At 69.9% G+C, this 15,151-nt stretch carries 14 protein-coding genes; 4 read left to right on the top strand and 10 right to left on the bottom strand.

Translation table 11 applies throughout. From position 1 onward, the window contains the following. Positions 1-17: 17 nt before the first annotated feature. The 5 genes from JX005_RS07330 to JX005_RS07310 all read right to left on the bottom strand — a co-directional run bounded on the left by JX005_RS07330 (position 18) and on the right by JX005_RS07310 (position 4,462). Positions 18-1,799 (bottom strand): peptidoglycan D,D-transpeptidase FtsI family protein, encoded by a 1,782-nt coding sequence (locus JX005_RS07330; protein WP_214466783.1) that lies wholly within the window; start codon positions 1,797-1,799, stop codon positions 18-20. Positions 1,800-1,802: 3 nt separating this feature from the next. Beyond that, positions 1,803-2,411: a cell division protein FtsL gene (gene ftsL / locus JX005_RS07325; protein WP_214466782.1), complete on the bottom strand. Its 609-nt coding sequence runs from the start codon at positions 2,409-2,411 to the stop codon at positions 1,803-1,805. Then, the gene (rsmH, locus tag JX005_RS07320; RefSeq protein ID WP_214466781.1) at positions 2,408-3,361 is read right to left on the bottom strand and encodes a 16S rRNA (cytosine(1402)-N(4))-methyltransferase RsmH; all 954 of its coding nucleotides are present in this window, start codon (positions 3,359-3,361) and stop codon (positions 2,408-2,410) included. The genes ftsL and rsmH overlap by 4 nt, the downstream gene beginning before the upstream one ends. Before the next feature lie 103 nt (positions 3,362-3,464). Then, a complete protein-coding gene (mraZ, locus tag JX005_RS07315) occupies positions 3,465-3,896 on the bottom strand; it encodes a division/cell wall cluster transcriptional repressor MraZ (protein WP_214466780.1) in 432 nt (143 codons plus the stop codon). Between the two features lie 200 nt (positions 3,897-4,096). Beyond that, positions 4,097-4,462 carry an SCO2097 family morphological protein gene (locus JX005_RS07310; protein WP_214466779.1) on the bottom strand — a complete coding sequence of 122 codons (366 nt, stop codon included), beginning with the start codon at positions 4,460-4,462 and terminating at the stop codon, positions 4,097-4,099. Positions 4,463-4,526: 64 nt separating this feature from the next. On the opposite strand from JX005_RS07310, the gene JX005_RS07305 reads away from it, so the two are divergent. Beyond that, complete coding sequence (locus JX005_RS07305) at positions 4,527-5,621, top strand: polyprenyl synthetase family protein (protein WP_214466778.1); 1,095 nt, start codon at positions 4,527-4,529, stop codon at positions 5,619-5,621. 8 nt (positions 5,622-5,629) lie between these two features. Here JX005_RS07305 and JX005_RS07300 read toward each other — a convergent pair whose 3' ends face one another. After that, positions 5,630-5,980 (bottom strand): Rv2175c family DNA-binding protein, encoded by a 351-nt coding sequence (locus JX005_RS07300; RefSeq protein WP_307858527.1) that lies wholly within the window; start codon positions 5,978-5,980, stop codon positions 5,630-5,632. Between the two features lie 195 nt (positions 5,981-6,175). On the opposite strand from JX005_RS07300, the gene JX005_RS07295 reads away from it, so the two are divergent. Further along, positions 6,176-7,345 carry a LysM peptidoglycan-binding domain-containing protein gene (locus tag JX005_RS07295; protein ID WP_443674035.1) on the top strand — a complete coding sequence of 390 codons (1,170 nt, stop codon included), beginning with the start codon at positions 6,176-6,178 and terminating at the stop codon, positions 7,343-7,345. Between the two features lie 70 nt (positions 7,346-7,415). Further along, a complete protein-coding gene (gene pknB / locus JX005_RS07290) occupies positions 7,416-9,359 on the top strand; it encodes a Stk1 family PASTA domain-containing Ser/Thr kinase (RefSeq protein WP_214466777.1) in 1,944 nt (647 codons plus the stop codon). A 40-nt stretch (positions 9,360-9,399) separates the two neighbouring features. On the opposite strand, the gene JX005_RS07285 is transcribed toward pknB, so the two are convergent. From JX005_RS07285 to JX005_RS07275, 3 genes are read right to left on the bottom strand one after another with little or no spacing between them, the layout of a single operon-like run. Beyond that, entirely contained in the window at positions 9,400-10,737 is a 1,338-nt protein-coding gene (locus tag JX005_RS07285) for a class II 3-deoxy-7-phosphoheptulonate synthase (RefSeq protein ID WP_214466776.1), read from the bottom strand. 51 nt (positions 10,738-10,788) lie between these two features. Next, positions 10,789-11,475, bottom strand: a complete 687-nt coding sequence (locus JX005_RS07280) for a lysophospholipid acyltransferase family protein (RefSeq protein WP_214466775.1) — start codon at positions 11,473-11,475, stop codon at positions 10,789-10,791. 2 nt (positions 11,476-11,477) lie between these two features. Next, on the bottom strand, positions 11,478-12,413 hold the full coding sequence (locus JX005_RS07275; protein WP_214466774.1) for an ROK family glucokinase: 936 nt from the start codon (positions 12,411-12,413) through the stop codon (positions 11,478-11,480). 150 nt (positions 12,414-12,563) lie between these two features. Between JX005_RS07275 and JX005_RS07270 the strand changes: the two genes are divergently transcribed. Beyond that, on the top strand, positions 12,564-14,390 hold the full coding sequence (locus tag JX005_RS07270; RefSeq protein WP_214466773.1) for an AMP-dependent synthetase/ligase: 1,827 nt from the start codon (positions 12,564-12,566) through the stop codon (positions 14,388-14,390). 263 nt (positions 14,391-14,653) lie between these two features. Here the strand turns inward: JX005_RS07270 and JX005_RS07265 are convergent, their stop codons facing one another. Further along, entirely contained in the window at positions 14,654-15,145 is a 492-nt protein-coding gene (locus tag JX005_RS07265) for a peptide deformylase (protein ID WP_214466772.1), read from the bottom strand. Positions 15,146-15,151 lie beyond the last annotated feature (6 nt).

The following is a 15,151-nucleotide window of genomic DNA, read 5'->3' as shown; positions in this document are numbered from 1 at the left end:
CGGCCGGATCGGAAGCGTCACCCGAACTTGGGCAACAGCTTCGGCGCCGACGTCGAGGGCATGACGCGGTAGGTCTTCAGAACCTGGGTCATGGCCTTCTGGAACGCGGTCGCGTTGGCCGCAGACGATGTTACCTTTTTGGGCTCGTCGAGCGTGACGACGACGACGTACTCGGGGTTGTCCGCGGGCGCGAATCCGACCATCGTCGTGTAATAGACGCCCGCCTTGTACCCGCCCTTGCCGTCGGACTTCTCACCGGTTCCGGTCTTGCCCGCGATGCGGTAGCCGGGGATCTCGACGGCCTTCGCGTACGGGGCCTGGAGGAAGACGTTCTCGAGCATCGACCGCACCTGCGTCGACGTGGATTCGCTGATGACGCGGGTGGGCTCAGGGAGGTCGGGCTCCACGACGGTCCCGTCGGCCTTCGTGCAGGACTCGATCAGCGACAGCGGCATGCGCAGCCCGTCGTTCGCGATCGCACCGTACGCGCCGGCGAGCTCGGGCATGGTCGTGGTCAGCCCCTGACCGAACGCGGTGTTGTAGGTCGTCTGGGCGCCCCACTCCTCTACGGGGTGGATGTCGCCCGTCTCCTCGCCGCTGAAGCGGACCGCCGACCCGCCGCCGATGCCGAACTTCTTGAAGTAGTCGTAGCGCGTGGACGCGGGGACCCGCTCGCTGAACTTCGAGATGCCGGCGTTCGAGGAGTCGATCAGCACGCCGGTGAGGGTGTACGTGTACGCCGGGTGCTGGAACGAGTCGCGCACACGCGCGCCACCCGGGAAGTTCTCGAGGCTGGAGGCCACGATGGTCGAGGCCGGCGTCTGTCCGCCCGCATCGATGACGGTCGCCGCGGTCAGTGCCTTGAAGGTCGATCCCGGCTCGAACGTTCCCTCGAAGATCTTGCTGCCGCGCACGCCCTCGACGGCGCCCGGCTCGTTGGGATCGGCGGTCGGATACTCGGCCGCGGCACGGATCTTGCCGGTCGACGTCTCGAGGACGAGGATCGCGCCGCGCTCGGCCCGCATGTCCTGCACCTGCTCCCCGATCAGCTGCTGGAGGTACCACTGCAGGTCGCGGTGGATGGTCAGCTCGAGCGTGCCGCCGTCGACGGCCGCCTGCTCCACCTTCGTGCCGGGGATCACGACCCCGTCCTTGCCCTTCTGATAGGCGCGCTTGCCATTCGTCGCCGTCAGGCAGTCGTCGTACGACTTCTCGATGCCTTCGAGCGCGTCGCCGTCGGTGCCGACGAAGCCCACGAGGTTGCCGGCGACGGCGCCGTCGGGATAGGCGCGCGCCGGGTGCTGCAGGCACACGATGTACGGGGTGCCGAGATCGGCGAGTGCGCGGAACTGCTCGGTCGACACGCCGCGCTCCAGCTCTGCGTACCGTGACCCGGCGTCGGCGGCGAGGGCAATGGCGACGATCTCGCGGATCTCTTCGGGCTCCTTCTCCAGGATCTCGGCCACGTCGTCCGACACGTCCGCCCAGAGCCGGTCGTCCGACTTCTCGTCGAGCACCTGCGCGTCGATCTGGGTGATGAGCAGCGGGTCCAGCTGGCAGTCGTACTCGAGGATGCTTCCCGCCAGCGTCTGACCCGTCTCGTCGACGATCTGCCCGCGGGTGCCGTACAGCGTCTGCGAGCCGCGCAGTGCGATCTCGAGCGAATCGGCGGCGTGCTCATCGGCGTTGACGACCTGGATGTCGACGAGCCGCACGATGAATCCGGCGAGGACCGCCAGGACGACGGCCAGTGCGACGACGGTCCGGCGGCGCGGGCTGCGGGTGCTGCGTGTCGTCATGTCTCAGTGTGTGCTCGGCGTGGGGAGTCCGTCGGTGATGGGAGGCGGAGTGTTGCCGACTCCGCCGCCGTCTGCCCCGGTTCCGGCGTCGACCGGGGCGACGGGCTTGCCGTCGATCGTGGCGTCGGGCTCGGTCACCAGCGGCGTGTCGGCGATGAGGGCGTTCGGCACCGCGCCCCGGCCGATGGCGTCGACAGACGACGAGCCGAGCGACACCTCCCCCGCTCCAAGGAGCGCGCCGTCGCTGAGGCGGAGGTAGCTCGGCGACTCGTCGATGACCATGCCGAGCGCGGCTGCGTTGGCGGCGAGGTACTGCGGCGAGCTCAGCCCGGCCACGCTGTCGTAGAGGATCTGCTTCTCGTAGGTCAGGTCGCGCTGCTGCTGCGTGAGCGTCGACAGCTCGTACGAGCTCTGCGTCGTCATGATCGACAGCACCATCTGCGCCCCTGCGATGAGGAAGGCGCCGAGCACGGCGACGATGCCGTACAGCAGCCTCGGACGCCGGCGACGGGCCGGCGCCTCGACGACCCGCAGTCGGCGATTCGGACTCCCGGTGCGGTCGGGGGCGACGGAGGGCGCCGTGCGCAGGGCGGTGGCGGTTGCGGTGCTCATGCGTCCTCCCGCAGCCGCTCGGCCGCGCGCAGGCGCACGGGGGTCGCGCGCGGGTTCACCGCGCGCTCCTCATCGGACGCCAGCTCGGCGCCCTTCACGAGGAGCTTGAACTTCGGCGCGTGCTCGGGCAGCTCGACGGGCAGCCCGGCCGGCGCCGTTGAGGCCGAGGCATCCGCCAGCGCGCGCTTGACCAGGCGGTCCTCGAGCGACTGGTAGGCGAGCACCACGATGCGGCCGCCGACGGGCAGCGCGCCGAGGGCGGCGGGGATGGCCCGCTCGAGCACCGACAGCTCACGGTTCACCTCGATGCGCAGGGCCTGGAACACGCGCTTGGCGGGGTGGCCGGTACGCTGCGCCGCGTACGGCGTCGCCGCCACGAGGATCTCGACGAGGCGCCCGGAGCGTTCGATCGGTGCCTCCGCCCGGGCGGCGATGATCGCGCGGGCGTAGCGGCCCGCGAGCTTCTCCTCGCCGTAGCGCTCGAAGATGCGCCGGAGGTCGCCTTCGCCGTACGTCGCGACGATGTCGGCGGCGGTCGTGCCGGCCGACTGGTCCATCCGCATGTCGAGGGGCGCGTCCTGCGAGTAGGCGAAGCCGCGATCGGCGACGTCGAGCTGCAGCGACGAGACGCCGAGATCGAACAGGATGCCGTCGGCCGCGGCGTACCCCGACGAGGTCACGGCGTCGGCGATGCCGTCGTACACCGTGTGCACGAGGGTGACGCGGTCTCCGAAGCGCGCCAGGCGCTCCCCCGCGATGCGCAGGGCGTCGGTGTCGCGGTCGAGACCGACGAGACGGATGCCGGGGAACCGCTCCAGGAACGCCTCGGAGTGGCCGCCCATGCCGAGCGTCGCGTCGACGAAGACCGCTCCCTCGCGCTGGAGGGCCGGAGCGAGGAGCTCCGCGCAGCGGTCGAGCAGCACCGGGGTGTGGATGTCGCGCAGGTTCATGTCGTTCGGGGCCGTGTCCCTCGGCCCTGATCCCCATCCGCTCCGACCTGGCACCGGGGAAGTGGCGTCAGGGCACGAGCAGCTGGGAGTCAGAGCGGAGGGCTCAGAAGAGGCCCGGAATCACCTCCTGCTCCAGCTCGGCGTACGTCTCTTCGTTGGCGTCGGCGTAGGAGTTCCACGCGTCGGCGTTCCAGATCTCGGCATGGGCGCCCACGCCGGTGACGACGAGGTCGCGCTCCAGGCCTGCATAGGCGCGCAGCGGAGGGGGGATCGTGATGCGGTTCTGGCTGTCGGGCTTCTCGGCGCTCGCGCCGGAGAGGAACATGCGCAGGAAGTCGCGGGCCTGCTTGTTGGCGAGCGGCGCCTCGCGGATGCGCTCGTGCACCCGCTCGAACTCCTGCGTGCTGAAGACGTAGAGGCAGCGGTCCTGTCCGCGGGTCACCACGACGCCTCCACCGAGGTCGTCGCGGAACTTCGCGGGAAGGATGACGCGGCCCTTGTCGTCGAGCTTGGGAGTGTGCGTGCCCAAAAGCATCGGCTCATCACTCCCCCTTCATCCCTGGCCCCCCTGGGTGTACGCCACTTTACTCCACTTCCCTCCACTTTGTCACTCATTGATCGCATGCCGCTCCCCTGGGCCTCCATTCGGCGCACGATCCCGGCGTTTTCGGGCAAAAGAAAAAGCACCGACCCGAAGGTCGGTGCTTGTCTTCCGTCGTCAGCGGATGGAGCTGATCAGCGTCCTTCCTGACGCCGGTCCCAGCGGTTGTTCATGCGATCCATGAACGAGGATCCTTGCGGTGCGGCCGCCGGCTTCTCGGGCTCGACCCGCAGCCGTGCGGTGCCGCGAGTGGGAGTGACGGCGAGCAGCACGCCCCCGAGCATGATCACGAACCCGATCACGCCGACGACGATCAGCTGCTGCGAGACGCCCACGATCAGGCCGCCGAGTCCGAGCAGCACGAGGATCGTGCCGTAGACGATGTTGCGGTAACTGAGGCTGCGTCCGTCGCGGGGCGCACTGACGACGTCTGCGTCGTTGCGCATCAGATGGCGTTCCATCTCGTCGAGCAGACGCTGCTCCTGTTCGGAGAGTGGCATGCATCCCCCTCTGTAGCTCGATTGCACCGATTCTACCCGTGCCGTAGATCACTAGGCTAGGCCCGTGTCAGCCTCTCCAGATCCTGTCGAAGCCATTTCCCAGCGTCTGGACATCTTCATCTCGGCTCAGCGCCTCCACGCAGCCGACCTCGGCGCCGAGGCGGCATCGTTCGTGGAGGCGGCCGCCGCCACGGTCGAGGGCGGCAAGCGACTGCGCGGCCGCTTCTGCGTCGCCGGGTGGAGGGCAGTGGAGGAGGCATCCCGCCCTGCCCCCTCGATGCCGGCCGAGGTCGTGACCGCGGCCGCCGCCCTCGAGGTGTTCCACGCCGCCGCGCTCGTGCACGACGACGTGATCGACAACTCCGACACCCGGCGCGGCCGCCCCGCCGCGCACCGCGCCCTCGAGGCGTCGCATCGGAGCGCCCGATGGGCGGGGGATGCCGCCGCCTTCGGTCGGTCGGCGGCCGTGCTCCTCGGCGATCTGCTCGTGGCCTGGAGCGACGACCTCTTCGAGGAGGGGCTCGCTGTCGCCCAGCCTGCGCCGGCGTCGGCGGCACGTTCCGAGTACGCCACGATGCGCCGCGAGGTCACGATCGGGCAGTTCCTCGACATCGCCGAGGAATCGGCCTTCGTGACCGAGGACGACGACCGCCACGCCGACCGGGCACTCCGGGTCGCGTCGCTCAAGTCGGCGCGCTACAGCATCCAGCAGCCGCTCGTGATCGGCGCGACCCTGGCCGGCGCGGATGCCGCCCAGGTCGCCGCGCTCGCGGCTTTCGGTCATCCGCTCGGCATGGCCTTCCAGCTGCGCGACGACGTGCTCGGAGTCTTCGGCGACCAGCGCGAGACGGGCAAGCCCTCGGGCGACGATCTCCGCGAGGGCAAGCGCACCGTCCTCATCGCCTACGCGCGGGAGTCCCTCGCGCCCCCGGCGCGACGGATCGTCGACGAGCTCATCGGCGATCGCACGCTGGATGCGGGCCAGATCGCGTCGCTGCAGCGCACCATCGTGGAATCCGGCGCGCTCGATCGGGTCGAGAGCCTCATCGCCGACTATGCACGCGCGGCGGAGCGCTCACTCTCGGGCGCGCGCCTGGGCAACGCCGCGGTCAGCGAGCTGCGCGACCTGGCACGGGCGGCGACGGTCCGCGTCACCTGACAGCGGTCTCAGGCCATCGTCTGGGCGACCCGCCGGACCTCCGCCTTGCGACCGGCGCGCAGCGCCTCGATGGGCGGGATGCCGATGGACTCCTCCGGCGTGAGGAGCCATTCGATGACTTCGTCGTCCGAGAACCCGGCGTCGTGCAGCACGATCACGGTCCCCCGCAGCGACGCGAGAGGGTGCCCGTCCACGATGAACAGGGCGGGGACCTTGAGGGCTCCGTCGCGGCGCGTGCCGACGAGGTAGGACTCGTCGATGAAGCGGCGGACACGGCCGAGCGGTTCGCCCAGCACCTCCACCAGTTCGGGCAGGGTGAGCCATTCGGTCTCGATGCGCGGGGCGTCTTCAGTGGTCACTCAGCAACTATCGCACTGCTCCGGCGCCCTCCGCACGCCGAGCGCCGAGCGCGCTTCCGTCACATTCATCACATTGGTCCCTTCTCTCACTGCCGTTGACACCCGTTCACATCCGTGACACCGTTCTGGAAGTCCATAGAGGGGGGAAATCTCTTGCGACCCGACCACCGCACCCACCGTGCCCGCTCGCCGAGGATGATCTCGGCCGGCGTTCCGGCCGCCGTCCTCGGCTCGATCGCTCTCGTCCTGTCCGCTGCTCCGGCACACGCCGAGCAGAGAACGGCGGAAGAGCGGATGCCGCGCCCCCTGCCTCTTCCCGCGGCGCTCTCCGGTGCCTCGGCGAAGGCCCCTGCGGCGGCACCCACTGCGATCCACGTCGCCGCCGCGAAGCCCTCCAAGTACACCGTCCAGCGCGGCGACACCGTCAGCGCGATCGCGTCGCGCTTCGGACTGCGCACGATCGACGTGCTCACGCTGAACGGCCTGGGCTGGAAGTCCACCATCTATCCGGGCCAGGTCCTCAAGCTGTCGGCGGCGGCGACCGCGGCGCCGACGTCAGCGAAGCCGAAGGCTGCGGCATCCGGCCCCTACACGGTGCGGCAGGGCGACACCATCAGCGCGATCGCGTCGCGCCACGGGGTCTCGACCGCCGCGGTGCTCTCGGCGAACGGCCTCGGCTGGTCGTCGATCATCTACCCCGGTCAGAAGCTGTCGATCCCCGGCATGGTGCGCGCGGCAGCGTCGGCACCGGTCGCCGCAGCTCCAGCGGCTCCCGCTCCGGCCCCTGCACCTGCACCTGCCGGCAGCTACGTCGTGAAGGCGGGCGACACGATCACGTCGATCGCGGCGCGCCACGGCGTCTCGATCGGCGCGGTGCTCACGGCCAACCGGCTCGGGACGTCGTCGATCATCTACCCCGGTCAGAAGCTCGCGATCCCCGGAAAGGGGGCGGCGGCGGGGCTCGATGCCGAGCAGGCCGACAACGCACGGCTCATCATCCGTGTCGGCCGCGAGCTGGGCGTCCCCGACCGCGGCATCGCCATCGCGCTCGGCACCGCGATGCAGGAGTCCTGGATCCGCAACCTCGACTGGGGCGACCGCGACTCCCTCGGGCTGTTCCAGCAGCGCCCCAGCACCGGCTGGGGCACGGCGGACCAGGTCCGCGACCGCGTCCGCGCGATCAAAGTCTTCTACGGCGGCCCGTCGGATCCGAACGGATCGCGCACGCGAGGTCTCCTCGACATCCCCGGATGGCAGAGCATGACGTTCGCGCAGGCCGCGCAGGCGGTGCAGATCTCGGCGTATCCCGATCGTTACGCACAGTGGGAGAAGCCTGCCTACGCGTGGCTTGCAGCCCTCGGCTGAGCCGCGAAAGCCGCGGCTGCAGGGTGAGGCGCTCCGCGGGCTCGCAGGTCTGCGTCCGTAGACTTCTCCCGTGAGCACGAGCCAGCAGACGGACCCGCTGATCGGGCGTCTGGTCGACGCCCGATACCGCGTCCGCGCTCGCATCGCCCGTGGCGGAATGGCCACGGTCTACGTCGCCACAGATCTGCGCCTCGAGCGTCGGGTCGCCCTGAAGGTCATGCACGGGCACCTGAGCGACGACACGGTCTTCCAGAGCCGGTTCATCCAGGAGGCCCGGGCGGCCGCCCGCCTCGCCGACCCGCACGTGGTCAACGTCTTCGACCAGGGCCAGGACGGCGACATGGCGTACCTCGTCATGGAGTACCTGCCCGGCATCACGCTGCGTGAGCTCCTTCGCGAGCAGCGCCGGCTCACCGTGCCGCAGGCGGTGTCGATCCTCGACGCCATCCTCTCCGGCCTGGCCGCAGCCCACCGGGCGGGCATCGTGCACCGCGACGTCAAGCCCGAGAACGTGCTCCTCGCCGAGGACGGCCGCATCAAGATCGGCGACTTCGGCCTCGCCCGTGCGACCACGGCGAACACCGCGACGGGTGCGCAGCTGCTCGGCACGATCGCCTACCTCGCGCCCGAGCTCGTCACCCGCGGCATGGCCGATGCACGCAGCGACATCTACTCGCTGGGCATCCTGCTGTACGAGATGCTCACGGGTGAGCAGCCCTACAAGGGCGAGCAGCCCATGCAGATCGCGTTCCAGCACGCGACGGACTCGGTGCCGCGTCCGAGCGTGAAGAACCCCGGCGTACCCGAGCCGCTCGACGAGCTCGTGCTGTGGGCGACCGAGAAGAACCCCGACGACCGGCCCTCCGACGCGCGCGAGATGCTCGACCGCCTCCGCGAGATCGAGCGCGAGCTCGGCATCACGCCGAACGTGACGCGCACGACGCCGCTCGGCATCCTGCGCGACGACGGCGCGCCGTCCGGAGACCTGACGGCCGTGCTCCCCGCGGCCGCCGGCACCGGTCCGACGCTCGCCGTCGAGGAGGTCGACAACGCCACGGCGCTTCGCCGGGCGACGCGCCGCCGTCGCACGCGGGGCGGCTGGCTCATCGCCGTGGTGATCCTGCTCGCGGCCCTCGCCGGCGGACTCGGCTGGTGGTTCGGCTCCGGGCCCGGATCCATGGTCGTCGTCGCCGACGTGGCCGGGATGACCTTCACGGAGGCCCAGCAGCGCCTCGCACAGGACTCTCTCACCGCGGTCGAGCAGGGGCAGAACAGCCTGGAGGTCGAGGCCGGCCGCGCGATCGGCACCGATCCCCCGTCCGGCTCGCGGCTCGACAAGGAGTCCGAGGTCACGGTGCTGATCTCGCTCGGGCCCGCCGAGGTGCAGGTCGAGTCGCTCGTCGGCAAGGACAAGGCGGAGGCCACGGGCATCCTCGACTCGCACGGCATCGCGGTCGACGGCGAGACCGGTCTGTTCGGCGACGCCGCCGTCGACACGGTCGTCGGCGTGACGATCCATCCCCGCGCCGGCGGCGACAACGTGTCCTGCGGCGAGGGCTGCACGGTCCACGAGGGCGACACCGCCACGCTGTCGGTCTCCCTCGGCAAGCTGCCCGCCGTGCGCGGGCTCTCCGTCGATGATGCGCGAGGCACCCTCAGCGACGCCGGGCTCGAGGTCGCCGACTCGGTCGTCGAGCAGCCCGACGAGGAGATCGCCGCGGGTCTCGTGATCGGCACGAGCGAGCGCGAGGGCGGCGGAGCGTGGCGCCCCGGCGACCCCGTGACGCTGATCGTCTCGACGGGCCCGCCTCTGTTCCCCGTACCCGAGGTCATCGGCATGACACGCGACCAGGCGATCCAGGAGCTCGAGGCTGCAGGATTCCAGGTCGACTATTCCGCTCTGTGGGCGCCCTTCCCCGACGAGATCACGGAGGTCGCCTCGTCGAACCCGGCGGCAGGATCGATGCTCACGAAGGGCACGCGCGTGTACATCGAGATCACCGTCAGCGGCTGAGCCGCCGATCTGAGCGGGATGCCTCGGGCCGAGGCATCCGTCAGCGCTTCTCGAGCTCCTCGGCGACGAGGAAGGCGAGCTCCAGGCTCTGCATGTGGTTCAGGCGCGGGTCGCACAGCGACTCGTAGCGCGTCGCGAGGGTGGCCTCGTCGATGTGCTCGGAGCCGCCGAGGCACTCGGTGACGTCGTCGCCCGTGAGCTCGACGTGGATGCCGCCGGGGAACGTGCCCACGGCCCGGTGCGCCTCGAAGAAGCCGCGCACCTCGTCGACCACGTCGTCGAAGCGACGGGTCTTGTAGCCGGTGGGCGTCGTGATGCCGTTGCCGTGCATCGGGTCGGTCACCCACAGCGGCGTCGCGCCCGAGTCGCGCACGGCCTCGAGCAGCGGCGGCAGCGCGTCGCGGATCTTGCCGGCACCCATGCGCGTGATGAACGTGAGGCGTCCGGGCTCGCGGTTGGGGTCGAGCTTGTCGATGAGGGCGAGCGCCGTCTCGGGAGACGTGGTGGGCCCGAGCTTCACGCCGATCGGGTTGCGGATCTTCGAGAAGTAGTCGACGTGCGCGCCGTCGAGCTCGCGAGTGCGCTCGCCGATCCACAGGAAGTGGGCGGATGTGTTGTACGGCGTGTTCGTGCGCGAGTCGATGCGCGTCATGGGCCGCTCGTAATCCATGAGCAGGCCCTCGTGACCGGTGTAGAACTCGACGCGCTTGAGCTCGTCGAAGTCGGCGCCGGCGGCCTCCATGAAGCGGATGGCGCGGTCGATGTCGGTCGCCATGCGCTCGTACGCCTGGTTGGCCGGGTTCTGGGCGAAGCCCTTGTTCCAGGAGTGCACCTCGCGCAGATCGGCGAAGCCGCCCTGGGTGAACGCGCGGATCAGGTTGATCGTCGATGCGGCGGTGTGGTACCCCTTCAGCAGGCGCTGCGGGTCGGCCTGCCGCGAGCCCTCGGTGAAGTCGTAGCCGTTGACGATGTCGCCGCGGTAGGCGGGCAGCGTCACGTCGCCGCGGGTCTCGGAGTCGCTCGAGCGGGGCTTGGCGAACTGCCCCGCCATGCGGCCCATCTTCACGACCGGCATGGAGGCGCCGTAGGTCAGCACGACGGCCATCTGCAGCACCGTCTTGATGCGGTTGCGGATCTGCTCGGCGGTGGCGCCGGCGAACGTCTCGGCGCAGTCGCCGCCCTGCAGCAGGAACGCCTGGCCGGAGGCGGCGCGGGCGAGCTTCTCGCGCAGGTTGTCGACCTCACCGGCGAACACCAGCGGCGGAAGGGTGGCCAGCTCGGCGGAGACCGCGGCCACGGCGTCGGAATCGGGCCAGGAGGGCTGCTGTTTGATGGGCAGATTCCGCCAGTGGTCGAGGCTGTCGAGCTGCTGAAGCATCCCTCGAGTCTAGCCGTGGGCGCCGGCCGCCCGGCGCCGCATGACGACCGCTCAGCGCTTGGTCTTGAGGCGGTCCTTCACGGTGGACGCGTAGACGTCCTCGTACTCCTGCTCGCCCAGCCGCTGCAGCGCGACCATGATCTCGTCGGTGATCGAGCGGAGGATGTAGCGGTCGCCCTCCATCCCGGCGAAGCGCGAGAAGTCGAGGGGCTCGCCGATCACGACGCCCACGCGCACCACGTTGGGCACTCGGCGGCCGATCGGCATCATCGTGTCGGTGTCGACCATGACCACCGGCACGACGGGCACGTGCGCCTCGAGCGCCATGCGGGCGATGCCCGTGCGGCCGCGGTACAGCTTGCCGTCGGGGCTGCGGGTGCCCTCGGGGTAGATCCCCAGCAGCTCTCCGCCGCCCAGCACCTGAAGGCCCGTGTTGAGGGATGCCTCGGATGCGCGCCCGCCGGAACGGTCGATGGGCAGCTGCCCGGTGCCCTTCATGAAGATCCGGGTCGCCATGCCCTTCAGGCCCTTGCCGGTGAAGTAGTCGCTCTTGGCCAGGAACGCCATGCGACGGTCGATCATCAGCGGGAGGATGACCGAGTCGACGAACGACAGGTGGTTGCTGGCGAGGATGGCGCCGCCTTCGGCGGGGATGTTACGACGGCCGACGATCCAGGGACGGAAGATCGCCTTGACGATCGGTCCGACGACCACGTACTTCATCAGCCAGTAGAACACCGCTAGACCTCCCGGCCCGCCAGGTCGGCCGCGCCGATGAGCCCGGCGTCGTTGACGAGCTGCGCGATCGCGAACTCGGCGATGGGGCGATCGCCGTACCCGGGGAGCGACGTCTCGTACGCCAGCCGCACGGGGGCGAGGAGATCCTCGCCGAGCTGGGCCACTCCCCCGCCGATCACGAAGAGCTCGGGGTCGAGCACGGCCTGGAACCCGCCGCAGGCCTCGCCGAGCGCGGTCGCCACTCGGCGCAGCGCCTCGGTCGCGCCGGGGTCGCCGGCCAGCACCAGCCGCGACACCGCCGGCCCGCTGATCGTGCCGGTCTGGGTGCGCAGCTCGGCGAGAGCCGCGCCGATGCCGCCGGCGTCGGCGATCGCATTCGCCTCGCGCTGCAGTGCGCGACCGGACGCATACTGCTCGAGGCATCCGTTCTGGCCACAGCCGCACGGCAGGCCGTCTCGCGTGAAGCGGGTATGGCCGAGCTCGGCGGCGATGCCGTGCCCGCCGCGGAAGAGCTCGCCGTCGAGGACGATGGCGCCCCCGACGCCGGTGCCCATCGTCAGCATGACCATGTTGTCGACATCGCGGCCGGCGCCGAAGCGGAACTCGGCCCAGCCGGCGGCGTTGGCGTCGTTCTCGATCGTCACGGGCACGTCGATGCGGCCCTCGAGCGTCGCCTTGAGCGGCTCGTTGTGCCACGCGATGTTCGGCGCGTGGATGACGGTCGCGCGGTCGCGGTCGATGAAGCCGGCGGCGGCGACGCCGACGGCGGCGACCTCGTGACCGGCGCCGAAGTGGCGGACCATGTCGATCACGGCATCGGCGAGTGCGCGGGTGTCTGCGGGGGTGTCCACTCGGACCTTCTCGACGATCCGGCCGTCGTGGTCGACGACGCCTCCTGCGATCTTCGTCCCGCCGATGTCGATCCCGACCTTGAGCACCGCACTCCCTCTCCGGCCGACGCGCGCGCGACGGCGCGTTGAAGTCTAGCGGCGCGCTGGCATCCACACCCCTGCTGGCCGGGGGGCCCGAGACGATTAGACTCGGATGAGATCCACCCGAGATTCATTTCCGGTACCGAAGGAGCTGCCGTGGTCCAATTCGAAGTCCCTGCGATCATCCCCGCCGACCCGCAGGCGAACATCACCGATCTGCTCGTAGATCGGGTCAAGGCGACCCCGCAGCTTGCGCTGTTCGCCGTGCCCGACGGCGACGGCTGGCGCGACATCACCGCCGCCGACTTCCACAAGCAGGTGCTCGCGCTGGCGAAGGGCTTCGTGGCCGCGGGCATCGAGCCGGGCGACAAGGTGGGCTTCATCGCCCGTACGACCTACGACTGGACGCTCGTCGACTTCGCGCTGTTCTTCGCCGGCGCCGTCATGGTTCCCGTGTACGAGACCAGCTCGCCCTCGCAGGTCGGATGGATCCTCACCGACTCCGGCGCGATCGCCTGCATCACCGAGTCGGCCGACCACTCGGCGCGTCTCGACGAGGTGCGTGCCGACCTTCCGCTCATCCGCTCCACGTGGGAGATGGCGCGCGGTGACCTCGACAAGCTCATCGCCGGCGGCAAGGACGTCACCGACGAGGAGATCGAGCGCCGTCGCAACCTGGCCAACGGCGCCGACATCGCCACGCTGATCTACACCTCCGGCTCGACCGGTCGTCCCAAGGGCTGCGTGCTCACGCACAGCAACTTCGTCGAGCTGACGCGCAACTCGGGCAAGGCCCTCGCCGAGGTGGTGGCCAAGCCCGGCGCCTCGACGCTGCTCTTCATCACGACGGCGCACATCTTCGCGCGGTTCATCTCCATCCTGAACATCCACGCGGGCGTCAAGACGGGCCACCAGCCCGACACGAAGCAGCTGCTGCCCGCGCTCGGCTCCTTCAAGCCGACGTACCTGCTGGCCGTGCCGCGCGTGTTCGAGAAGGTCTACAACTCGGCCGAGCAGAAGGCGGAGGCGGGCGGCAAGGGCAAGATCTTCCGCGCCGCCGCGCACACCGCCGTCGAGCACTCGACGCTGCTGCAGGACGGCAAGAAGGTCCCCTTCATCACGAAGATGAAGTTCAAGCTCTTCGACCGTCTCGTCTACAGCAAGCTGCGCACCGCCATGGGCGGCAACGTGGAGTACGCCGTCTCCGGCTCCGCTCCGCTGGGGCCGCGGCTGGGCCACTTCTTCCACAGCCTCGGCGTGACGATCCTCGAGGGCTACGGCCTCACCGAGACCACCGCGCCGGCGACGGTCAACCTCGCGACGAAGTCGAAGATCGGCACGGTCGGCCCCGTGCTCCCGGGCGTCGGCATCCGCCTCGGCGAAGACGACGAGATCCAGGTGCGCGGAATCAACGTGTTCAAGGAGTACTGGCGCAACCCCGAGGCGACCGCCCAGGCATTCGACGGCGACTGGTTCAAGACCGGAGACATCGGCACGTTCGATGAAGAGGGCTTCCTGAAGATCACCGGCCGCAAGAAGGAGATCATCGTGACGGCGGGTGGCAAGAACGTCGCCCCGGCCGCGCTCGAAGACCCGATCCGCGCCAACCCGATCGTCGGCCAGGTCGTCGTCGTCGGCGACCAGAAGCCGTTCATCTCGGCGCTCATCACGCTCGACTCCGAGATGCTGCCGACGTGGCTGGCCAACAACGATCTGCCGGGCGACATGTCGCTCGGCGACGCAGCCAAGAACCCCGCCGTGCGCGCCGAGGTGCAGCGGGCGATCGACCACGCCAACAAGTCGGTCTCGCGCGCCGAGTCGATCCGCAAGTTCACGATCCTCGAGAACGAGTGGACCGAGGCGAGCGGACACCTCACCCCCAAGATGAGCATCAAGCGCAACGTGATCATGGACGACTTCGCGTCCGAGATCGACGAGCTCTACAGCGCTCCCGTGAACACGAGCAACGTCTCGCTCAAGTGATCACATAGAGCGGATGCCGCGGCCCCGGCCCTCTTCGGAGGTCCGGGGCTTCGTCATTCCCGTCGCCCCGGTCGTCGAGCGAGCGAAGCGAGACGAAACGCCCCCTCCCAACCCCGGTCGTTGAGCCAGCGAAGCGAGACGAAACGCCCCACCCCGCGCCCCGCCCCCCGGTCGTTGAGCGAGCGAAGCGAGACGAAACGCCCCCACGCCGCGCGCCCCGCCCCCCGGTCGTTGAGCGAGCGAAGCGAGACGAAACGCGCTCGTCAGAACCAGTCCGACTCGCGGATCTCCCGCATGGCGATCTTGCGCTCCTCCGGCGTGAGCCGCTTGAGGTAGAGCATGCCGTCGAGGTGGTCGGTCTCGTGCTGCAGCGCCTGGGCCATCAGCCCTTCGCCCTCGAGCACGACCTCGTTGCCGTCGAGGTCGTTGCCGACGACCTTCGCCCACGGGTGGCGGACAGCGTCGTGCCAGAGGCCCGGAACGGACAGGCATCCCTCTCCGATCGCCTCCGGCTCGCCCGACACCTCGACCAGCACCGGGTTGAGCACGTAGCCGATCTCGCCGTCGACGTTGTAGCTGAAGGCGCGGAGTCCGACGCCGATCTGCGGCGCTGCCACGCCCGCGCGACCCGGGAGCTCGACGGTGTCGAGCAGGTCGCGCACGAGCGCTCGCACGCCGTCGTCGATCTCGTCGATGGGCGCGCTGACGGACGTCAGGACAGGGTCGCCGAAGACCCGGATGGGACGGACTGCCACGCCGAG

The sequence above is a fragment of the Microbacterium flavescens genome (genome assembly GCF_018588945.1).
In the GTDB taxonomy this organism is placed as follows: domain Bacteria; phylum Actinomycetota; class Actinomycetes; order Actinomycetales; family Microbacteriaceae; genus Microbacterium; species Microbacterium flavescens.
Note: the sequence above shows the minus strand (reverse complement) of the source record. Positions and strands in the feature narration are given on the sequence as shown.